This window comes from Roseovarius albus, assembly GCF_900172335.1.
Taxonomy (GTDB): domain Bacteria; phylum Pseudomonadota; class Alphaproteobacteria; order Rhodobacterales; family Rhodobacteraceae; genus Roseovarius; species Roseovarius albus.
The window spans coordinates 1-20,670 of the sequence record NZ_FWFX01000019.1; the positions used below are offsets into that span (position 1 = coordinate 1).

Here is a 20,670-nt window from a genome sequence, read left to right on the forward strand (position 1 = left end):
ACCTGTTTGGCCAGATCAATGCCGATTGTTGTAACTTGCATTGGGTAGCTCCTTTCCTAGCAGTGATAAACAACTGCAGTATGGCGCATTGCGACGCCGGTTGGAGCAGGAGCTATCCACCCCATCGAGTTCGGCGGGCCGCATCGCAGCATGGCGATCCGTGGATGAACGGCAGCTATGGGCCGAATTCTCCAATATGCAGATTTCAATGGCTTAAAGGTTCGAAGGTGTAGTTTCCAGCGCGGCACCCGTGCTAACGCACTGGAACAGAGAATAATATGTACCCGTCTTTGCGACCTACCTCGTCAGCGCCAGTGTCGGTGACAAAAACACCTAGGTTCTCCATGTCTTCAGGGCAGCCGACTAAGTTGGCAGCGTCATCGAGGAACTGATTGGTGAACTCATTCTCACCGATCCGGCGGCACTGATCACCCTCTGCGCGGTAACCGCCCCCAAAAAATGGCAGGTCCGTATCCGAGACCGTTTGGTCGGACGTACAGGCGGATATCGAGAGAGCGGTTAGGCTGAGGATAACAGTGCGCACGCGCAAACTCCTTTTGTCAAATTGCGACGAGTTTAGCATTTTATTCATCCTGTCAGAACACCCTAATTGGACCCATAGGCGCGGACGTTAGACATGCTGTGCCATGCTCCGACGACTGCTTTGCGCAGGTAGCGACCTTTGCAAAGTTCCGCCGCCATCCCGACAACTTGGCATGAATACGCTGCACCGCGACGAGAAAACCGGCCATTGATGAACCGTGCAGCATTTTTTTGTGCCAGAGGTCGGCTCAGCGGACGAAGCTGACATTGCAGATGGGCTATCAACATGAGAGCCTAGTAAATGCCCGACCCTACGAATACTCTGGAATTGAAATGCCTCAAACCCTCTCCCAAACCCAAATAATTCGCTCGCTTGGACAAGCCCTCGAATGGTTCGAAAAGGAAGTCGGATGGGGTGTTTCGCCAGGTGAACTTAACCATTTGACGGGCAGGATCGGCGAGCTTTACGCCGCGATGGTAACTCGTGGCCAAATGGCACTGGCAACAAACCAACGCGGCTATGATGTGGTATCCCTCCAAGGCGAATACATCTCTGTCAAAACCGTTACCAGTTCAAACCATGTTAAGTTTCGGGCAAGTACGTTTGACATTGTGCAACGTGTAATGATCCTCCGCCTTGTTGTAGAAGACGATACGGTATCTATTGAAGAAATTTTGGACTGTTCAGCTGATGACATTAGACGGAATGGTGCAAGCAGTGATGGTTCGTTTACCGTCTCAATTAGCGGTGCAACTTCGGAAAACGGTGCTGGTCAGGGCGTTTCCGAGCGCCTGCGCCTACCAATCGAAGACATACAACAGCTGAAGGAAACCGGCAGCGCAAGCTATGGGCCACACCGGATTGTACAGTATGAGAACGGTACAATTTTGGTTGAAACTAATGGCATCGTTCAAGAAGTGGCAAAGCCAATCCTCAGAGAGGTTGCAAAAGCGACCGGAGTAGAAATTTCAAACGCCGCAGGCAACATGAAAAACACACGTTCTCTTGGTTCGGACATTATTAAAGCACTGTCTTAGGTTTGATGAAGCGAATGGGGCAAATTGGGCTCAAACCGGTCATCTGATGAAAATTGTCAGGCAAATCTGTAATTTGTTGCCCGGAAGGTCGGCAATGCGGACAAAACTACCGTTCGTTTAGTTTTCACAAATGTCTGCTATCTAAATCTAGTTGTGGATCACATGGCGTCCCAACTTGCCAAAAATTGCCTACCGAAAAGTTTCGATCAAGATAAAATACGCTCGACCACACGGCGTCCAAAGTCATGGGTGGGGCCTTCCCAATGTGGGCTGAGGCGGCCGCCATCATAGGCAGGGGATAAGCGGCCCTGTTGCAACAGCTCAAGCACGCCTAGGTCTTCGCGGTTCAGATCGTCCCACATTTTCATGGTCGCCTCACGCGCCTCTTTGAAGTCGTTTGACGTTGCCGCATCTCCTATCAAAAAGACATGCAGTTCCTCGCGGGTTTTGTTGGGCGCAACGGGATAGCTGACCAAAACCGAAAATTGATCGGGAAACACTTCTGCCGCGAAATGTGGGAAACACAGGAACCAGAGGCCACGCTTGGCGTCGTCTTCAGGCAATCCCGGATAATGCGGCAGGCCCTCGCCACGCCCCTCGTCTAGCGCAGGAAAGACGTAATCATTATAAAAGACGTGGCGGTCCCATTCTCCCGACCAGCGCACATTCATTGGGGCGAATTTCAGTAATTTGGGGTGGATGGCAAAGACGTGATAGCCTTCCATGTAGTTTTCATAAACCAGTTTCCAATTCGCATTAACCTCGAATTCCAGCTTTCCTGCCCACCGAATAGCCGAGAAATCATAGTTTTCGGTTCTGTCGAGCATCGGCTTCAACCAATCCAGAAGAGGTTCAGCATCACCTGAGACATTGGAAAAAATGCAGCCGTTCCAAGTTTCAACCCGGACCTCAACCAGATCCAGTTTGTCGCCGCCGCCATCCTCAAATTTGTCCATTACATTGGGCCCGTTGAAATGTGGGCGTGATCGCAACTTGCCCGTCAAAGCATAGCTCCAGGCATGATAGGGGCAGGTCAGCGTTGATTTTTTGCATGGTCCCGTCACCAGTTTTGCCCCGCGGTGGCGGCACACATTGTGAAAACCGCGGATCACCCCATCCTGATCACGCAGGATGATCAGCGGTGCGCCACCGATCTCAATCGGCTTCATATCACCCGGCTCAGGCAACTCCGCCTCCGCTCCGGCAAAAACCCAAGCCCGTCGAAAACAGTGCTCTTGCTCAAGCGCCAGCCATTCGTCAGACCAATAGGCTGCATTGGGCAATCCACTGGCCTCCTCAATAGGGGCAAATGCCTGCGCCAGCCCCTCTTCACCGATAAGATCGACAATCTTTTTTCGAATATCTTGTGTCATCCGGTCACCATCTCGGGACGCAGCCTGTGTGCATGAAGCACACCGAAATGCCCCATGAACTTCTCAAAATGCCCGGACAGACTGGGCGGCAAATTAGCGGGATCCACATGTTTGCGCGGAATTGGTTTCAGCCCGTCACTATCGCGCAGCGAAGCATGCCAGATCTCGTCATTGCCATCATACCACAACACATCATCGCGTGCGCCCGGCTCCCAACTTAACGCCTCGCGAATGAAAGGGATGCCAAGGGCCTCACAGTAAGTTCGGACCATGGTATCAGGGTCTTCCAGCAGGTCATCACTGTCCAAAACCGGCGGGGTATTACAGCCACGTTGGCACAGCTGATCAAACAAGGCTTGCTGTGGCTCAAAACTGATTTCATTTGTCTCAAACCCCTCATCCATCCCGGCTTTTTGATAGGACCGATGCAGAGATGCCAAAACCTTGGCCGGATCGCGGATCAGAAAACTATGGGTGATCCTGTCCAGAAACGCATCATCCCACATGTGATCGGTGTGGTGTGGCATGTCCTTAACAAAAACTGGGCGTTTCTCGGCCGCTTCCTGTATGTCATTCCAGATTTTTTCGAATGTTGCCTCTGGGCGCAGCCTGTCCTGCGGCGCGGGTCGCGGTGCACGTGCCTCAGGCCCCTGATACCAGGCCATGCCAAAGGGTTCGTGGAAACAGGCCAGATCGCCACGTTGGCGCATCATCCATTCAAACGCGGTCGAGGTAGATCGCGGCGTCGCCCAGAGGAAATAAATCGGATATCCGCTCATGTTTTGTCTCCCTGCAGGGTATTCAATATATGCGGCAGATCCCCTTGGGGTGCCACGCCAAGGGTGCGAAAGATATTCCAGTAGAGCGCGCAATCAGAGGCGATGATCGGTTTGCCTATGGCCTCTTCAATCTCGCGCAGAATGCTAACAGGGCGCAATGGCAGGCCATCAGCCCGGCGAAAATTGGGCATGCCGATAATCACCAACGCATCAGCATCGGGCGCTTGTTTGGCCACATATTCGAACGACCGCATCGCAAAATCACCGGGGAAGATCCAGGTTGCCTCGTTCACCTCGTCCTGCGTCGCCATCAGCCCGTGATCAACGAAGTTTCCTGAATAGTGAATGTCGAATCCGCCGTCGGCCAGAAACCGCGTGGTGCCTTCGCGCCAATCGGGCCAGAAGTAGCCACCATTCACCGCGATGGACTTGGCGCCAATGCTATGCAACGCCTCGACCAGTGACATGCCAGCCATGTGCAAAGGCACCTGATAGGTGTCTTCCATTCGGTCACAAAACCCACGGATGTCGGCGGGTGTTTTCCCCCCGGCATGAGACCAGTTTGTCCCAACCTGCCCTACAACATCAGCGCCTGCATTGGACATGCAGTGCACGACCTCCTCAAGCTTGTGAAAATTGTCCACACGTTGCGACAACTGATGCGCATACTCGCCCGCATGGATCAGCCGGCCATGCGCGCCCACTCCTTCGGGCGCAATCCTCAGAAAGTCATGCGGGGCGGCATCAAAATCATGCGGCGGCGCGGTGAATCCCACCTGATGGGGAATGATTTTCTTCGTCGGATCGTTCCAGCGCTCAGGTTTCATCAGATCAACTCCTAAACAATTTTAGATTCTTTCTTGCCTTTTAGGAAAAATATAGCCATCATTTTGTCATGAACGTCAAGAAAAATGAATCTACAGCTCCTAATGATGCCCTGACCCAGTTAGGAGAAGACCTCCGTGGCCTACGCAAAGCGCAAGGGCTGACGCTTGAGGATCTGGCATCCGCCAGTGGTAAATCCGTGTCTTTCATATCGAAGATCGAACGCGGACATGCGCGACCGTCGGTTACAACACTGCAAGAGCTCGCTGGTGCATTGAGCGTCCCTGTGGGTTGGTTTTTTGAAACGGACGGCCCCGCCCCTGCGGATGAACGCCCCTTTGTGGTGCGCGCCAATCGGCGCCGCAAACTAAGCTACTCGGGCCTGAGTTCGACCGACTACATGGGCTTTCAGGACCACTTGCTATCTGCTGGCCTTGATGGGCATCTTGCCCTTGGCATCTCAACCTATCAGCCGGGTGGCAACTCGGGCGATGAACTCTACACCCACCACGGCGAAGAAGCCGGTCTTGTCCTCAAGGGACAGATTGATCTCCACCTTGAGGACAAGGTGTTCCGACTGGAGACCGGCGACAGCTTTTCCTTCGCCGCCAGTCTGCCTCATCGCTATTCCAACCCCGGCGACAGCGAGGCTCAGATCGTCTGGGCCAATACGCCGGTTAATCTGAGAAGGTAGCCCATTATGCAAAGCCATGCGCGTGTCGTCGTCATCGGGGGCGGCAATATGGGGGCTGGTGTGTTATATCATCTGGCGCACATGGGCTGGACGGATTGTGTTCTAATCGAAAAAGCAGAACTGACCAGCGGCGCAACATGGCATGCCGCCGGATTGGTCAGCCGTATGGTTGGCGGACAAGCACTTGGCGCCATCCATGATTATGGCGTCGATCTTTATAAACAGATTGAGGCCGAGACCGATGTCGGCGTGAGCTGGCACAATTGCGGCTCTCTTCGGGTCGCAACCAGCCCAGAGCATATGGACTGGATCAATCACATCCGCGACGCGGTGCTGGCCCGCGGGCAAGAGGCCCATATCATCGATGCCGCAGAAGTGGCGCGTCTCAACCCGCTCTATGATGTCAAAGCTGCAGGCGTACTGGGGGCGATCTACACTCCCGATGATGGCCATGTGGATCCGTCTGGCACCTGTCAGGCCATGGCCAACGGCGCACGCCAATTGGGTGCGAAAGTGATCCGCAATTGTCGCGTGACCGAAACCCGGCAGTTACCATCGGGCGAATGGGAAGTTGTGACCGATCAAGGCACAATCACCGCGGAACATGTGGTCAACGCGGGCGGATATCATGCCCGTCAGGTTGGTGCCTTGGCCGGGCTGGACCTCCCGATCACCACAATGCAACACCATTATGTCGTGACCGATGCCGTTCCCGAATTCGCAGACATGGGCCACGAAATCCCGGTCACACGCGATGACTATTTCTGCGGCTATATTCGCCGCGAACAGGGATCAGCCCTTATTGGTCTTTACGACAAACAAGACCCACAGGCCGTCTGGCTGGATGGCTGCCCTTGGGACAGTGAGAACGAGCTGTTTGAGCCCAATTGGGACGGCATCACGCCGTGGTTGGAAAACTGTTTTGAACGCATGCCCGCGCTGATGAACCGTGGGATCAAACGGGTGGTGAATGGCGGCATCACCTATACCCCGGATGGCGCGATGATGCTGGGCCCGGCGCCGGGCTTACGCAACTACTGGCTGGCCTGCGGGGCCACGGTCGGGATCGCTTGGGGCCCCGGTTCGGGCCGTGCGCTGGCGCAGTGGATGATTGATGGCTCTGCCGATATATCAACCCGCGCCTTTGATCCGCGCCGGTTTGGTGTCTGGGCTGATGAAGATTACGCCAAAGCCCGCGCGACCGAGGATTACACACTGCGTCAGGCGATGCCCTATCCGCAACACCAACGCGACACGTGCCGGGGGATCAAGAAATCTGGCGCGCATGACCATACCACAACCCTCGGGGCAACGTTTGAGGAGGCAGGCGGATGGGAACGCCCGCGCCTTTATGCCCCCGAGCCACTGGGTTGGCGGCGCACCAGCGCCTTTGATCAGGTGGCGGCAGAATGCAAAGCGGTGCGCCAGCACGTTGGTCTTGCAGATCTCTCTGCCTTTGCCAAGTTCCGCATCACCGGTTCGGGTGCCAAGGATTGGCTGAACGCGATTTGCGCCAACCGGATACCCCGGGTCGGACGCACCTGTTTGACGCTGCTTTTGAACCGCAAAGGCACGATAGAGGGCGAAGCCACGATTGCCCGCACCGGCCCGAACAGCTTCTATTTCGTGACCGGTGCCCCGTCTGAACGCCGTGTCTGGGATTGGTTGACGCTGCATTGCAACGTACCGATGGCGGATGTGACACTGATCAATGAAACCAATGATATTGGCATTCTCGGACTTGCGGGACCACAGGCCCGTAAGGTGCTGGAAGCCTGCACAACAGATGACGTTTCAAATGATGAGCTTCGGTGGATGGCTTGTCGGCACCTGACCATCGCGGGCGTTCCGATACTGGCCTTGCGACTCAGTTTTTCCGGTGAACTGGCCTATGAACTACATGCCCCCAATAATCAGCTTGGCACGCTTTGGGATATCTTGTGGAACGCGGGTCAAAGCCAAGGCATCGCACCGTTCGGAACCAAGGCGCTCGACAGCCTCCGCCTTGAGAAATTCTATCGTGGTGGGCACGAACTGGCCAACGATGCCAGTCACAAGGATGTGGCACAGGAGCGGTTTGCGCTGCTAGACAAAGACTTTATCGGCAAGGACGCGATGCTGGCCAGAGAGCCCCACAGCAAAATTGCCCTACTTGCTCTTGAAGGCGAAGACACCGACGCCCTAATGGGGGAAGCCGTGTTCAAGGATGGAACGCGTGTTGGTTCTGTGACCTCTGCGGCCTACGGTTATTCGGTCGGGCACTCCCTCGCCATCGCGTTTTTGGCCGATGAGGCGCGCAGTGCAGGTACAAAGCTCCAGATTTCCATCCTTGGCAAGCAGATCACTGCAACCGTTCTACCTGATGCACCATGGGATCCGGGCAATGAAAGGCTCAGAACATGACTATCCCCAATACAATGCGTGCTGTTGTGCTTACAGGCCATGGAGGTCTTGATAAGCTGGTGTATCGCGAGGATTGGCCCACCCCGCAGCCCAAGCCCGATGAGGTGCTGGTGAAAATTGGCGCCTGCGGCCTCAACAACACCGACATCAACACCCGCACCGCGTGGTATTCGAAAACTGTGCGGGACGGTATCACTGACAAAGGTGGCAAGGGCGGTTATGCCGAAGCAGAAGCGGCTCAAGGCAGCTGGAGCAATACAGAAATCACCTTTCCGCGCATTCAGGGGGCCGATGTGGCTGGACACATTGTAGCCGTGGGTGCGGAGATTGACACCACCCGGATTGGTGAACGGGTGATCGTCGATCCTTGGCTGCACGGTCATGGAGAATGGCATTTGGCCGAAAATGCGTGCTATTTCGGCTCGGAATGTGATGGCGGCTTCGCCGATTACGTGGCCATTCGCGCTAGCAACGCCATACCAATCCAGTCCGATCTGACATACGCGGAACTCGCCACCTTTCCCACAGTTTTGACCACGGCAGAGCATTTGGTCTGGCGAGCAAATCCGCAACCGGGCGAATGGGTCGTGATCGCTGGGGCGTCCGGCGGGGTTGGAACAACAGTGATCCAGCTTTGCCTGTTGCGTGGGGCGCGAATTGTTGCGATATCGACACCCGAAAAAGCCGAAAATCTATTTGCTTTGGGCTGCGCCGCCGTTGTTGACCGCAACAGCACATCCCTTGAGAATGACATCCGTGACGCGGCGGGTGGCCCAGTTGATGTCGCACTTGATGTGGTCGGCGGAATACTTTTTGCCTCGCTGAATGGCGCGTTACGACAACGTGGACGCTACTCTACCAGCGGTGCAATCGCCGGCCCAATGGTCGAATTTGACCTGCGACACCTCATCTACAAAGACCTGCAATTCACAGGCGCGACAATCACCCCACCGGGCCTGTTTGCACGAGCCTGTCGGTTAATCGAAACAGGTCAACTTTCACCGCTACTGGCGGCCACCTTTCCACTCAAGGATCTGGCCCGCGCGCAAGAAGCGTTCATGGCAAAAACTCACGTTGGCAACATTGTAGTAGCGATGGAATAAAATTAAAATCACAAAAATCAGCGTCTACGTTCAGCTGACATAACGTGTTCCAGTTGACAAAAGAAGACATTGGCTGCGTCGCAGAAAATGGTCAGCCAGGGCTCAAATCGGTCATTGGCAGTAAAGATCCGATTTTGACAGCTTGAAGGTCCGCTTTAGTGAAAGTCAGGTCAAACAGTTTGCATGTGCGGCGTCCACCCCAATCGTCTTTACACCATGGTCACTTTGGGCTGGGAGCCGCTATTTTCCGGAGCCTGAGAATCCCAGAAACTCGCACATAGGTTAAAATTCAGGTGCCGCACCGCCGCAAGTCCGCTGTGAGCCCCTTTTTGACTAATGCTGCAAGGTGCACGAACGTCGGAAAAGGTGTGCATATCATAACTTATGCACCGCAGAGCATTTGCTAAGAAAACCAAGCTGTGGAAGTGGTGCACAAATCCGGTGCAAGTTTCACGCCGATCTGATAGATTGAAACTATGCTGATCGGTTATGCCAGAGTATCGACCCAATCCCAGAACCTTGACCGTCAGATCGGGGCGCTGAACGGCGCAGGTGTGGATCGGATTTTCCGGGAGAAAGCTACTGCCAAGACTGTAAAAGGCCGTCCGCAGCTCGAGAAAGCAATTGATGCGCTCGGTACCGATGATGTTCTGGTGATCGCGGAGTGGGATCGTGCGACCCGATCGATGGCGGACGGGATAAAAATCATGACCCGTTTAGCAGACCGAGGCGCGGCAATCAGGGTATTGGACAAGCCGTGGCTCGACCTAACCACCCCCATCGGACAAGGGTTACTCGCGTTGCTGTCTAGTATGGCTCAAGATGAACGTGAAAGGATCGTGCGCCGTGCCAACGAGGGAAGAGAAGCTGCAAAGGCCAGAGGCGTAAGATTCGGCCCGAAGCCGAAACTTACAGAACACCAACGAGAGCTAGCGTTGAAGCGTCTTGCAGACGGTGAAAGCTGTCGTTCGATTGCGAAGGATTTGGGTGTGGCTCACACAACAATTTCGAGGATGAAGGACTAGATGTCAGTTTGCGGACAATGGGTGCGTGTGGCAAGTTTTGTAGCCGCGCTACTGGTCGCTTTGGTGGCGGTTTCGCGCCCTGCTGATGCTCAGGACGATGCACCTGAATCGGTGAGTAATCCACCTGAGTGGGTGAGAGCATCCAGATGGGCGAGGGAGAACGACGGTATCGCGATTGCGGTTCGACTTGGTTCAGATTCGGGACTGGAGGCTGATGGTCTAAGGAATAATTTGGAAGTTGGTTTCGCAGAGACATTTGGCGTTACAGCGAAAGCCTTCGTTGACCAAAGCGAAACACCGGGATCAGTCGTCATGTACGCTTACTGCGAAGTCGCAACAGAGCCGGAGGGCTTTGGTCGGGCAACGGCAATGGAACGAATGCAGCAGGTTGTCGACGAATACCTCGTAGGAAAGCCGTTCTGTGATCTAGATTAAATCTTAACATAATGAACCTTACCGGCCTACGGTGCGCCAAAGCTGCCATTGGTGCAGCCGCAGCGAAATGGCGCTTCGTCCCGCACAGCCGACCTCTGGCACAAAAAAATGCTGCACGGTTCACCAATGGCCGGTTTTCTCGTCGCGGTGCAGCGTATTCATGCCAAGTTGTCGGGATGGCGGCGGAACTTTGCAAAGCTCACTTTCTGCGCAGAGCTGCCGCTGGCGTAGAGCGCAGCATCAGCCGGGGTCGTCGCAACCTGCTGGACGTCTGCTTTCGGGGAAATAGCCAAAATGCTTTGCACTCGCAGCAGAGCCGATGCTGCATCTTGAACCAATGTCGTGTTTGGGCTGGCAGCAGTCATTACCTTGATTGAACTGAATGTTGGCTATCCACCCGCCAGGTCGCCGCGGTTGGTGCCCAATACCCTGGTGTAAGACGCGAGTAGCTGTTGATGTTGGGTGCTATCATCGCCGCAAATTCACGTAGATAGGCAAAGTGACTAAATTGAATAAATGCGGTGAGAACAGTGTCCAATTTTTATACTGATTAAACTTTGGCTTGGTAAACCCGTTTTTATTAAAAAAATTAAGGGCAAAACATGCTTAACTATAAAAACCATTGCAACCTTCAGGCCTTGAACCATACTAAACTGGCCACAGTTGATTTGTCAGACTGTGCCAGAGATGGTCGAGACATAATCGCTCGCTGCACCAATTCGGCACGGGAAGCTGGCGTATCAAAGGCAGCTATCGATAGATTTATTGTGGAAGCATTCCAATGCGATTTTAATGGGCTTCTGAGGCTCGTGCTCCGGAAGTTCGATGTCGTTATGGTGGAGTGATCGTAATATCTGTCATCGGAGGAAGTCATCAAGAGCGCGAATGTATTCAGGACAAGATTCGACAGAAAACATAGCGCTGAGCAGCGCGGATAGTGCCAAAAATTACTCCACAACTTCGAGTTGGAACTGCTGCTTTTGGACGAGCAAAAGCTAGTTCAGGATTAGTGTTATACTTAAATAGCTAGCAAAGCATCATTTACGCTCTTCCCAATTCCCCCTGACGGAAGTCGACCAGAATTCGAATAAGCTCTTTGGAGCGGCGCAGGCTGGTGTGCTGGGTGAAATCATCGATCACCACCTCACGGTCTTCCAATGTCAGAGGGATCATCCTTGGGTCGACACCTCGTTCAACGGCATAGGCTGCATGCATTGAACGCAAGATCGCGGGGAGCTGGCTTTGGTTTGGCGCATCCATCTTGTAGATGACACATCGACTTCTCAGTGCCTCCGGGATGCGCTCAAGGGAATTGGCCGTGAACACCCAGCTGATGGCGGAGCAGTCGGTGGTCGTTGATAGAAACTTATCGCGGTAGGTTTTGGCATCCGTTGGCTCAGTGAGAAGCAGTAGCTCTGCGTAGATGTCCCCGTTGTGTGAGGGGCGCACCTTGTCGATCTCATCAACAACCAAAACAGGGTTCAGGACGCCCTGCTTTAGAATAGCTGTGGTCATGACGCTGGGCATGTCACTGCTCCAACCGGCAGAGACGCCGAAGATCTGAGAATCGTTGTGGCCTGCAACAGAGACAATTTCCGGCACGACACCGAGACCCTCCAGCATGGCCCGGACCATTGTGGTTTTTCCGACACCTGGGGTGCCCAGAATGATGGTCGGACGAATGCGAATGGTGTCATCAGCCAGGGAGAACCCCCGCCGCATTTCCCCCAGAAGGCCGTCAACCACGTTGCCCGCATTCGGAAAACGCTCTTTGATAGCGGACGCACTCGAGAGTGCCTCTTGGTCAAAACGAGCGACATTGCGAATTTCAAAGAGCCTTTCATAATTGTCCAAACCATTTCGAACAGACCGGGGAAGTTCATATTGGTTTTGGGCACCCGTAATATATCGCCTCCCGGGCGTTTCCTGATCTGAGGGCATTTGCACCCTCAGCGCTTCGGCAAGTGTGCGAAACTCTGATTCATTGGTGATGCGTTGCAGTCTTCTCAACAGGGCCACTGTTTCCCTTACATTGGCGTAGCCGGCCGACTTCCATGCCACGCCAAAATGGACCTCCCAGGCCATGGCCCATTGCTCATCTTCTTGCCATTGCGCGTGATCCAGCCTCTCTCTCAGTTGTTGGCGGGTGCTGGCGGCTTGAATGGCGGCCTCGACAAGCAGGAAATCCACGTGGTCCCAGCCTTGAAAGAGATCCTTCAGCACGGCGAACTCCACAGCGCCAAAAGCTTCGAGTTTCTTGAGTTCGGTTTTAAGTCCTTTTTCCATGTGCGCCTCATACGATGTCATTCGGGAATGGTAGGAGGCGTCGGACTTGAACCGACTCGTGCACTCTAATCTGGAGCTACAGGGTTATAAGTCCCGCCCGCATACCCATGCTGCCTCCCGTGATCCGGGGTTATCGGTTGGTCACCGATATTCGTTGGCAGAAACGGGAGGGCAGGAGGGGCATGGAACTATTTGCTTTATTTTGAGAATGTCAGAAAGCCGTCGCTAGTCTTGAGTTAGTTGAGCCAGCGAACTTACGAAAGGTCAGCGGGTAATAGTATTACCTATGGGCGATATGAGCTTTCTCGAATCCATAGTGACATTGAACGACCGAAATCAGTAATCCGTCAAGTGTTTAGATCTGAGTGGGTTTTGGGAAGCCGAGCGCTTCAATAGTTGGGGAAGCTCGACCCCATGAAATTGGCCTCGACGAGTATCAGACAAAAGATGACTTACGAAAAATCTCAAAGGCCGCTCGCACGTTGTGATTGGCTTAACGGTATAGGTCTGAATGTTCTGCGCGTTGAGCTAGTTTAACTGAGATTTGCCAGATGCTAATCCGATAAAGCGGCGGATTTCCTTTTGATAGACTGTAGCGCTGACTTCAGTCATAACGATTTCAGCATATTTTCAGAGTATCTTCTCCCGCCGTGCAAAAGCCACTCCCACTCCGCCCTGTACCGAAGCACAGAGAAACGTTACCATCCTTTCTGTCTCGGATAGCAGCAATGAATGGCGTAAGTGCCACCAATTTCGCTTTGGACATGGGGTTTTCTCTCAAGAGATTTGTCGAATTCGAAGAGGTTGCTTTAAGCAACCTGTCGCTGTGTGGGGGGCTGACCGACGTGCAGCTCGAGGAACTTATGAGCTGGACTGGACAAAGCGCTGGTGATGTTCGGATGACCTTTCGTGGTGAAGAGTTCGTTTCTCGTGCGCTCAGGAATCCCATCATTCGAGGGTGTCCTGTTTGTTTGCAGGAAGATATTGAACTTGATCGCGCGGAGCCGCTTACCCAAATGATGATGCGTGGGGACTGGCAACTACGAGCAGTCAATCTCTGCGTCAAACATTGCCATCCTATCGTACCGCTTTGGGAGCAGCAGTCTTTGGCCAGAAGATATGATCTGTCTTCCCGCTTTGCCGACATTTTGCGAGACCTTCAGGAGGGGAGGTTAGAACAGCCGCGAGTTAACCTTTCACCATATGACTTATGGCTCGACACGCGCCTGCAAACAGGAGCGGACGATACATGGCTTGCCAATCATACTCTATATGCCGCCACAACATTCTGTGAGCTTCTGGGCAAAGAACTTCTGCGCTTGGAAAACGCGTCTGACTTGGATCGAGGTGCTCAACTTCGGCTTGCCCGAACTTTGGGCTTTCGAGTGGCGTGCCAAGGGGAGGCAAAGATTCGGGCTGCGTTGAACGAGTTGGCTACCCTAGCAGATGGGGCCAACGCCAGGCCGCAAAAAGCTTTTGGTAGATTGTACATAGATCTAAATAGTGCATATCTCGATAAGTCTGAATTTGCCCCGTTTCGGAAAATTTTGCGGGATTGCATCGTGGAGGTCTGGCCGGTCGCAGCTGGCGAAACTGTTCTCGGGGCAATCCAAACAGAAAGGCAACTGCACTCGATCCTTACTGCCTCACAAGAAACAGGTATAGGGGAGGTGTTGCTTGAACAGTTTCTAGTTCATGCTGGCGCGATAGATGCTGACGATGACAGACCGACAGCTCGAAAAACTTTCGATGCATTGGTTTATGCTGACCTGCTCGCGGAAATTCCGACGTTGGTTGGACCTATTGGTATGCAGAGAGCGATGGGGGCAACGAAGGGACAGCTGGCTTCATTGGCGCAAGATGGTGTATTGGTGCCCAGGATCAATACTCCCAAGATCAAGTCGCCATGGCGGGCGTCGGATGGTATTGCTTTGGTTGCCGAACTTCGAGCACTCGCCATTCCAATTGAGCCATCTGATAAGTGCTGGGAAGGTATGCAGGCTGCCAAGAAACGATCTGATTTAGGTGTCGGAGAAATAATTACCGAGGTGCGTGCAGGTAAACTGAAATTGGGCCGGCGCACCAACCTTGAAGGGTATGCAGCGTTTTGTGTGCTGAAAGAAGAAATTGATCAGGTGAAGTCTCAAAACCTAGTGGCAGTAGGTGGCCCGGTTATTACAGCCGCCGCCTTTGGTCGACGAGTTGGCATACGCACGCAAGGATGGTTCGAAAAGCTTGCGGCTGCGGGTCACACGCCGGCGACATCAATGCCTCATCCCAAATATGGTGGCGAATGGATCTATGCGTCTGTCAGAGACATCGAAGTATTTCACAAACGGTTTTTGACCACAAAGACAATGAAAGAAGAATTTGAGCGAAGTAAAAAAGCGTTACTTTTGAAATTGGAGGAAGCGAAAGTACAACGATTTTCTCCAAATGGAGAGGACTATGGCCCGCTCTATCTCCGTGAAGATGTCGAACCGGTCCTAGGATAGCATTCAATCAGCCTTCTGGCCGACACTATGGCCTACGGAAGTTTCAACAGTAGTGAACATCAAAAATGAGGCTTCGTGATAACTGCTCGATTGTATGTGCGAAAATGCACCAAATCTCCATTTTGCCAGCTATATTTTACAAAAATAAACTTCTTGACAGCGATATGCACGAAATGGACCGAATTTGCACACTTATGCTTCATTGGCACAAGGGGAGTGTTTGGCTGGGAAGGCAGGACTCGAACCTGCAACCTACAGTACCAAAAACTGGTGCTCTACCAATTGAGCTACTTCCCAACGTGTCGCGCTAGTTACTCTGGACTTCTCGGCTGTGCAAGGGCTGTTTTGCAAAAATTTTGAACCATGTTTTGCGCGGCATTCGTGCGTGTTTGAAATGTCACTCAAGGATTTCGTTCGTGCCTACACCCCAGACAAAAACCTTCTCAGCCCAGCCCTTGTACCCGCCCGCGGATAGGCGACACCATCCCAACTCGCATTTCTCAATGCGAGCCACTACGCCAAGCTCAAGATGAGCCTGTGGAACACCATCAGGTGTGGGCGTTTTGCGAAGGGCCAGCATGTCACGTTCGACCAGAACCGTGCGGGCGCCTGACAGCAGTGAATAGTGAATCCAGCCGCCAGCACCATCACGGTCGCGCACCTGTCGCCAGTGGCCGTGTTCGGCGATGATCTGCAGCGGGATGTCTTTTTGCTTGTACACCCAATCGATCTTGTGGGTCAGGCTGGGGCCGCGACGGATATTGGCCTCGGTGGCTTTCATCGAAACGAATCGCGGCAATGGCAGATTGGTCACCGGCCCGCGCTCTTGCGCAGCGGCCCATGTGCTGAAAAACAATGCAATCGCAACAACAATTCCACAGCCTGTTTTCACGGTGCTTTTCACAGTGCGCCTCAAATTACCGCAGGTTAATTTTGTTGGGGTTCTTGTGCCCCGCTCATTCCTGCGCCACTCTGCCATCAACGCCTGCAATTTGAAAGAACCGAGGGGGGTTTGATGACAGTTGGCCGTCTGAGTGTTGTCGTAACGCGACGCTTGCCAGAAGCGACCGAAGCGCGGATGGCAGAGCTATTTGATGTGACCCTGCGCGAAGATAATAAACCGATGACCCGGGCTGAGGTGGTTCAGGCGATAAAAACGGCGGATGTTCTGGTGCCGACTTTAAGCGATCAGATCGATGCGGCCCTAATTGCACAGGCCGGGGACCGGCTGAAGCTGATTGCCAATTATGGCGCAGGCATCGATCACATCGATGTGAAGGCCGCGCGTCAACACGGCATCATGGTCAGCAATACACCGGGCGTCTCAGCTGACGACACGGCCGATATGACGATGGCGCTGATTCTCAGTGTTGCCCGCCGCATTCCCGAGGGACTGGCCGTGATGCGGACAGGCAATTGGGACGGCTGGGCGCCTACCGCTTTGCTGGGCGGGCGGGTGTCAGGTCGCCGTCTTGGCATATTGGGCATGGGTCGAATCGGGCAGGCCGTTGCGCGCCGCGCAGCTGCCTTTGGGCTTGAGATCAACTACCACAACCGCAATCGATTGCGCAGCGAGATCGAAGACGAACTTGGGGCGACCTATTGGGAATCACTGGATCAGATGGTGTCACGCATGGATATCATCAGCGTCAATTGCCCGCATACACCATCGACCTTCCATTTGATCAACGAACGTCGTTTGAAGCTGATGAATCCGGACGCGGTGATTGTAAATACCTCGCGCGGCGAAGTCATCGATGAACATGCGCTGACCCGCGCTTTGCGTTCGGGCGAGATCGCGGGGGCCGGGCTGGATGTTTATGAACACGGGGATGCGCTCAACCCGCGCCTGCGCGAGTTGCAGAATGTTGTGCTGCTGCCGCATATGGGGTCGGCCACTTTTGAGGGTCGGGTCGAGATGGGCGAAAAGGTACTGGTTAACATTAAGACCTTTGATGACGGCCACCGCCCCCCGGATCAGGTGATTCCAGACCTGCCTTAAGACGCCGAAAACCAAAGGTAGCTGCCGTACCATGAGACAATTCGCAAAACTCCTTTTGACCTCATTCTTGCTTCCAACCTTTGCCACAGCCGAGCAAACCGCAGACCAGTTCGAGCCGGAACTTGCAGGTGCGGGGCAGGTGGCAACCACGCCAGAATCGCAAGCTGCCGAGGTGGCGAAGCTGGCCGGTGTGCCGATCGAAGCGCAAGGCTGGATGATCTCCGCCGCGCACCCCTTGGCCGTTGAGGCTGGGGCCGAGATCCTGCGCAGTGGCGGGACCGCTGCCGATGCCATGGTTGCGGTTCAGGTGGTTCTGGGCCTGGTCGAGCCGCAAAGCTCGGGCCTCGGCGGTGGGGCGTTTCTGGTTTGGTATGATGGCGAATCTGGTGAACTGACCACCTTGGACGGCCGTGAAACCGCGCCCTTGGCAGCAACTCCGACCCTGTTTCAGGATGAAGCGGGCGAACCGCTTGCATTCTATGACGCGGTTGTGGGTGGGCGCTCGGTTGGCACGCCCGGAACGGTGGCTTTGCTTGAAACGGCGCATCAAAAATGGGGCACGGCAGAGTGGCCGACGCTGTTTGTCAATGGAATCGCGCTAGCGGAGAACGGTTTTGCAGTCGGCCCCCGTCTCGCCAAGCTGATTGAAGGGGATGCGGATCGCCTGTCGCGCTTTCAAACCACCCGTGACTATTTCGTGCCCGATGGGGTTGTGCCGCAGGTCGGCCATATCCTGACGAATCCGGAATATGCTGAAACGCTCAAGGAAATTGCCGGGCACGGGGCGGGGGCTTTTTATACCGGCGAGATTGCAGAGGATATTGTCGAAACCGTCCTGACAGCCCCCGGCAATCCGGGCGTGTTGAGCACGCTGGATCTGGCGATTTATCAGGTTAAAGAACGCGCGCCGGTGTGCAGCGATTATCGCGGTTACCAGATTTGCGGCATGGGGCCGCCGTCCTCTGGCGCGCTGACCGTTGGGCAGATTCTGGGCGTTCTTGAAAACTTCGACCTTGCCGCCCTTGGCCCCGATGACCCACAAAGCTGGCGCTTGATCGGTGATGCAACACGCTTGGGGTTCGCCGATCGCGGCCGCTACATGGCCGATAGCGATTTTGTGCCCGTGCCCACGAAAGGTCTGCTTGATCCGGCTTATCTTGCTGAACGCGCAGAGCTGCTAAAACGAGATACCACTTTAGAGCAAGCTTTGCCCGGTGCACCGGAGTTTGATCATGCTCTGAATTGGGCAGATGATATCTCTATCGAACTGCCTTCGACCTCGCATATTTCCATCGTCGATCAGTATGGCAATGCCCTGTCGATGACCACGACTATCGAAAATGCCTTTGGGTCCCGCCTGATGGTGCGGGGCTTTTTGCTGAACAATGAATTGACCGATTTCTCATTTCTGACCCACGATGAAGGACGCCCCATCGCCAACGCTATTGCCCCGGGCAAGCGTCCGCGCTCTTCTATGGCACCCACAATTGTGCTCAAGGATGGCAAACCAGTTCTTGTTGTTGGCAGCCCAGGTGGGAGCCGGATCATCAGCTATGTCACTAAGGCAATCATTGCCCATCTGGATTGGGGAATGGATGTGCAAGAAGCGGCCAGTTTTCCCAATATGATCAACCGTTTTGGGGTTTATGATCTTGAGGCAGGCACAGCTGCAGAGGAATTAGCGCAAGACCTGCAGGCTATGGGCTTTGCGACCGAAAACAAGGACATGACTTCGGGTGTCCATGCGATCTCAATAAATGAAACTTTGTTAGGTGGCGCCGATCCACGTCGCGAAGGTATTGCGCTGGGGAACTAAACTACTTTTGCCTGATAATCGCCGGGTCCAAATCCTAATTTTGCCGGAATTGCGAAGCACCTTTGTCGTAGATTTTTAGCAAGGATTTGGTCGGAAATGTCGGTCACACATGTGCTTGGATTTGCGGTTGTCGCGGGAATTGTAGTTGCTGGTGTTGATTACCATCAACAGTCTCAAACAGCGGGACTAGCTCTTGGTGAATTGTCACCGGGCGCGTATATCGCAACCTATCAGCAACGTTTTAACGGTGCGCAGGAAGAAAAACGCCTGAAAGCTGAGCAAGAAGAACGAAAAGCGCGCTGGCTTGCTGGTGGTCGCCCATTTCTGCCGGAAGCGCCCGAGGGATGGACACGCAGCGCTTTGTCTGAAGGAGACAATAGTGCTGTCCTGCCTCGCAAGGACCAAAGCAAAAGCGATAAGGCGAGTGGTTCCATGTTTGCCAAGATGGAGGCTCGCAAGGAAGCAGATCGGATTAAAGATCTGGATAATCGTAGTTGGGTGTATAAGCGTGGCAATGAAGCTGTTTATATCGAGGTTCGAACTCGACAAGAGTCAAACGGCAATAGTCTGACCGGACTGATTGCCGATACTATAAATGGTATGTCGGCAGGGAATTCACTCGTGGGATACGCTGTTGTTGGCGGGGTTGGATTTACTGAACAGGTTAACTGGGAAGGCGAGCGTGAACACCATTACCGAGTCTTAGAGGGGATCATTGGTTTTGGTCAAGAAGTTGAGCTGCGCGTTCACGCCAACGCGTCACGCATAACGACACGCGAAATTCTAGAAGCGATTGACTATGATGGCCTTAATTCCATGTTGGGCTATCCGGTAAAAACAGTGGGCAATGATGTGACGCTGCCAGAAGGAACTTCTGAAACAGAATTGGCTGAAAGTATGGCCAGCCTGCGCGGTGAATTCTTAAACCTAAAGGCGCAAGAAGCTCAGTATCGAATGGCGAACATTGATGGTGGGGCGTTGATCGTAAACACCTACTTGCAAGGTTACACTGGCATGGATGGTGCCATAGACCTGACCGGAGGCCAAAAGGTCAGCATGAAAACCCTAATCAACTTTGGCTATCGCAAAGGATTGTACGCCCTGATGGAGGGGCGATCACCACAAGAAGCCAGTGATGAAATCGAAGCGATGATTCATCATGCGGTGGCTCAGACCCTGGATGAAACGAGTGTCAGCGACGCCGATGAACCGGAGGCTCCTCAAATGTCACCGGAATTGGCCAAAGAATTGGGCTTATATCAAGAAAATGCGTCAGAGAACTCACAAATTGATTATGGCAATATCGAAACAAGTGGCTTTACTCAGGCGGAAATTGCTTACGCAAAAGACAACGAAGACATTGCCAAATTTTATGAAGATGCAGGTGATCAGACTGCCGCGCGTGTGATGGAATATCGTCGCGGCTTGCCCCCGGGGGATTGTGTTGTCAACCTTAGCGACTCAAGAGTTGCCTGTCTTGAAAATGCAAAGGCGGTTCGCGAAGCGCGGAATGTGGATACATCTGAAAGTGGCAGTTCCGGCGGTCTCGGTAAACTCTGGGGTGCTGTGTCTTCTGCCTTTGCCGGAGATGATTCAGCCGAAACTAATCAAACAGCTGCGGCCAGCAAATCTGTGAGCGAAAAACCCAAACGCATCCAAATGTCAGGTGGCTCCTCCTGTCTGAATGGATCAGCTGGGAAGTTCTGCAAAAACTAACCACCAAAGTTTGGTGACGGTTTTGTAGGACTATCTGCTGCAAACGTCGGTTTTGCGCGATCTTGGGTCGGCTGGGCTGTGCGTAAAATTCTATTGCTGATAAAACCTCATCAATTGGATTCTGCCCACAGGAGTCG

18 protein-coding genes and 1 tRNA gene are annotated in these 20,670 nt (G+C 53.7%); 10 read left to right on the forward strand and 9 right to left on the reverse strand.

Annotated features, from left to right (window positions below):
• Positions 1–253 precede the first annotated feature (253 nt).
• Positions 254–544 (reverse strand): hypothetical protein, encoded by a 291-nt coding sequence (locus ROA7450_RS19455; RefSeq protein WP_234999608.1) that lies wholly within the window; start codon positions 542–544, stop codon positions 254–256.
• Between the two features lie 272 nt (positions 545–816).
• On the opposite strand from ROA7450_RS19455, the gene ROA7450_RS19460 reads away from it, so the two are divergent.
• Complete coding sequence (locus ROA7450_RS19460; protein WP_234999609.1) at positions 817–1,581, forward strand: DUF6998 domain-containing protein; 765 nt, start codon at positions 817–819, stop codon at positions 1,579–1,581.
• 206 nt (positions 1,582–1,787) lie between these two features.
• Here ROA7450_RS19460 and ROA7450_RS19465 read toward each other — a convergent pair whose 3' ends face one another.
• The 3 genes from ROA7450_RS19465 to ROA7450_RS19475 are packed head-to-tail and all read right to left on the reverse strand — an operon-like array spanning position 1,788 to position 4,560.
• Entirely contained in the window at positions 1,788–2,954 is a 1,167-nt protein-coding gene (locus tag ROA7450_RS19465; RefSeq protein WP_085807632.1) for an aromatic ring-hydroxylating oxygenase subunit alpha, read from the reverse strand.
• On the reverse strand, positions 2,951–3,733 hold the full coding sequence (locus ROA7450_RS19470) for a sulfotransferase-like domain-containing protein (RefSeq protein ID WP_085807633.1): 783 nt from the start codon (positions 3,731–3,733) through the stop codon (positions 2,951–2,953). Before ROA7450_RS19470 ends, ROA7450_RS19465 begins: the two co-directional genes overlap by 4 nt.
• Positions 3,730–4,560: an aspartate racemase/maleate isomerase family protein gene (locus ROA7450_RS19475; RefSeq protein ID WP_085807634.1), complete on the reverse strand. Its 831-nt coding sequence runs from the start codon at positions 4,558–4,560 to the stop codon at positions 3,730–3,732. The genes ROA7450_RS19470 and ROA7450_RS19475 overlap by 4 nt, the downstream gene beginning before the upstream one ends.
• Before the next feature lie 68 nt (positions 4,561–4,628).
• Between ROA7450_RS19475 and ROA7450_RS19480 the strand changes: the two genes are divergently transcribed.
• The 5 genes from ROA7450_RS19480 to ROA7450_RS19500 all read left to right on the forward strand — a co-directional run bounded on the left by ROA7450_RS19480 (position 4,629) and on the right by ROA7450_RS19500 (position 10,218).
• On the forward strand, positions 4,629–5,252 hold the full coding sequence (locus ROA7450_RS19480; RefSeq protein ID WP_085807635.1) for a cupin domain-containing protein: 624 nt from the start codon (positions 4,629–4,631) through the stop codon (positions 5,250–5,252).
• 6 nt (positions 5,253–5,258) lie between these two features.
• Positions 5,259–7,655, forward strand: coding sequence for a GcvT family protein (locus ROA7450_RS19485; RefSeq protein WP_085807636.1), 2,397 nt, complete (start codon positions 5,259–5,261; stop codon positions 7,653–7,655).
• Positions 7,652–8,758, forward strand: a complete 1,107-nt coding sequence (locus ROA7450_RS19490) for an alcohol dehydrogenase family protein (protein WP_085807637.1) — start codon at positions 7,652–7,654, stop codon at positions 8,756–8,758. Before ROA7450_RS19485 ends, ROA7450_RS19490 begins: the two co-directional genes overlap by 4 nt.
• 476 nt (positions 8,759–9,234) lie before the next feature.
• Positions 9,235–9,783 (forward strand): recombinase family protein, encoded by a 549-nt coding sequence (locus tag ROA7450_RS19495; RefSeq protein ID WP_085807638.1) that lies wholly within the window; start codon positions 9,235–9,237, stop codon positions 9,781–9,783.
• Complete coding sequence (locus ROA7450_RS19500) at positions 9,784–10,218, forward strand: hypothetical protein (protein ID WP_085807639.1); 435 nt, start codon at positions 9,784–9,786, stop codon at positions 10,216–10,218.
• 158 nt (positions 10,219–10,376) lie between these two features.
• Here the strand turns inward: ROA7450_RS19500 and ROA7450_RS19505 are convergent, their stop codons facing one another.
• The 3 genes from ROA7450_RS19505 to ROA7450_RS19520 form a co-directional block, all read right to left on the reverse strand.
• A complete protein-coding gene (locus tag ROA7450_RS19505; protein ID WP_085807640.1) occupies positions 10,377–10,583 on the reverse strand; it encodes a hypothetical protein in 207 nt (68 codons plus the stop codon).
• The gene (locus ROA7450_RS21460) at positions 10,583–10,756 is read right to left on the reverse strand and encodes a hypothetical protein (protein WP_268808486.1); all 174 of its coding nucleotides are present in this window, start codon (positions 10,754–10,756) and stop codon (positions 10,583–10,585) included. The genes ROA7450_RS19505 and ROA7450_RS21460 overlap by 1 nt, the downstream gene beginning before the upstream one ends.
• Before the next feature lie 503 nt (positions 10,757–11,259).
• Positions 11,260–12,504: an AAA family ATPase gene (locus ROA7450_RS19520; protein ID WP_159454112.1), complete on the reverse strand. Its 1,245-nt coding sequence runs from the start codon at positions 12,502–12,504 to the stop codon at positions 11,260–11,262.
• A gap of 650 nt (positions 12,505–13,154) precedes the next feature.
• On the opposite strand from ROA7450_RS19520, the gene ROA7450_RS19525 reads away from it, so the two are divergent.
• The gene (locus ROA7450_RS19525; RefSeq protein WP_159454113.1) at positions 13,155–14,999 is read left to right on the forward strand and encodes a TniQ family protein; all 1,845 of its coding nucleotides are present in this window, start codon (positions 13,155–13,157) and stop codon (positions 14,997–14,999) included.
• 221 nt (positions 15,000–15,220) lie between these two features.
• On the opposite strand, the gene ROA7450_RS19530 is transcribed toward ROA7450_RS19525, so the two are convergent.
• Together ROA7450_RS19530 and ROA7450_RS19535 are read right to left on the reverse strand one after the other, a co-directional pair.
• Positions 15,221–15,296: transfer RNA gene (locus tag ROA7450_RS19530), tRNA-Gln, on the reverse strand.
• Between the two features lie 100 nt (positions 15,297–15,396).
• A complete protein-coding gene (locus tag ROA7450_RS19535; RefSeq protein WP_370738222.1) occupies positions 15,397–15,903 on the reverse strand; it encodes an SH3 domain-containing protein in 507 nt (168 codons plus the stop codon).
• Between the two features lie 111 nt (positions 15,904–16,014).
• Between ROA7450_RS19535 and ROA7450_RS19540 the strand changes: the two genes are divergently transcribed.
• The 3 genes from ROA7450_RS19540 (at position 16,015) to ROA7450_RS19550 (ending at position 20,533) form a co-directional block, all read left to right on the forward strand.
• Complete coding sequence (locus ROA7450_RS19540) at positions 16,015–17,001, forward strand: 2-hydroxyacid dehydrogenase (RefSeq protein ID WP_085807645.1); 987 nt, start codon at positions 16,015–16,017, stop codon at positions 16,999–17,001.
• A 31-nt stretch (positions 17,002–17,032) separates the two neighbouring features.
• Positions 17,033–18,817 (forward strand): gamma-glutamyltransferase, encoded by a 1,785-nt coding sequence (gene ggt, locus ROA7450_RS19545; protein ID WP_085807646.1) that lies wholly within the window; start codon positions 17,033–17,035, stop codon positions 18,815–18,817.
• 111 nt (positions 18,818–18,928) lie between these two features.
• The gene (locus ROA7450_RS19550; RefSeq protein WP_143534546.1) at positions 18,929–20,533 is read left to right on the forward strand and encodes a hypothetical protein; all 1,605 of its coding nucleotides are present in this window, start codon (positions 18,929–18,931) and stop codon (positions 20,531–20,533) included.
• Positions 20,534–20,670 lie beyond the last annotated feature (137 nt).

Coding starts and splice junctions, on each gene's coding strand:
- ROA7450_RS19460 (WP_234999609.1), top strand. CDS start 817: ATGGGCTATCAACATGAGAGCCTAGTAAATGCCCGACCCTACGAATAC.
- ROA7450_RS19465 (WP_085807632.1), bottom strand. CDS start 2,954: ATGACACAAGATATTCGAAAAAAGATTGTCGATCTTATCGGTGAAGAG.
- ROA7450_RS19470 (WP_085807633.1), bottom strand. CDS start 3,733: ATGAGCGGATATCCGATTTATTTCCTCTGGGCGACGCCGCGATCTACC.
- ROA7450_RS19475 (WP_085807634.1), bottom strand. CDS start 4,560: ATGAAACCTGAGCGCTGGAACGATCCGACGAAGAAAATCATTCCCCAT.
- ROA7450_RS19480 (WP_085807635.1), top strand. CDS start 4,629: ATGAACGTCAAGAAAAATGAATCTACAGCTCCTAATGATGCCCTGACC.
- ROA7450_RS19485 (WP_085807636.1), top strand. CDS start 5,259: ATGCAAAGCCATGCGCGTGTCGTCGTCATCGGGGGCGGCAATATGGGG.
- ROA7450_RS19490 (WP_085807637.1), top strand. CDS start 7,652: ATGACTATCCCCAATACAATGCGTGCTGTTGTGCTTACAGGCCATGGA.
- ROA7450_RS19495 (WP_085807638.1), top strand. CDS start 9,235: ATGCTGATCGGTTATGCCAGAGTATCGACCCAATCCCAGAACCTTGAC.
- ROA7450_RS19500 (WP_085807639.1), top strand. CDS start 9,784: ATGTCAGTTTGCGGACAATGGGTGCGTGTGGCAAGTTTTGTAGCCGCG.
- ROA7450_RS19505 (WP_085807640.1), bottom strand. CDS start 10,583: ATGACTGCTGCCAGCCCAAACACGACATTGGTTCAAGATGCAGCATCG.
- ROA7450_RS19520 (WP_159454112.1), bottom strand. CDS start 12,504: ATGGAAAAAGGACTTAAAACCGAACTCAAGAAACTCGAAGCTTTTGGC.
- ROA7450_RS19540 (WP_085807645.1), top strand. CDS start 16,015: ATGACAGTTGGCCGTCTGAGTGTTGTCGTAACGCGACGCTTGCCAGAA.
- ggt (WP_085807646.1), top strand. CDS start 17,033: ATGAGACAATTCGCAAAACTCCTTTTGACCTCATTCTTGCTTCCAACC.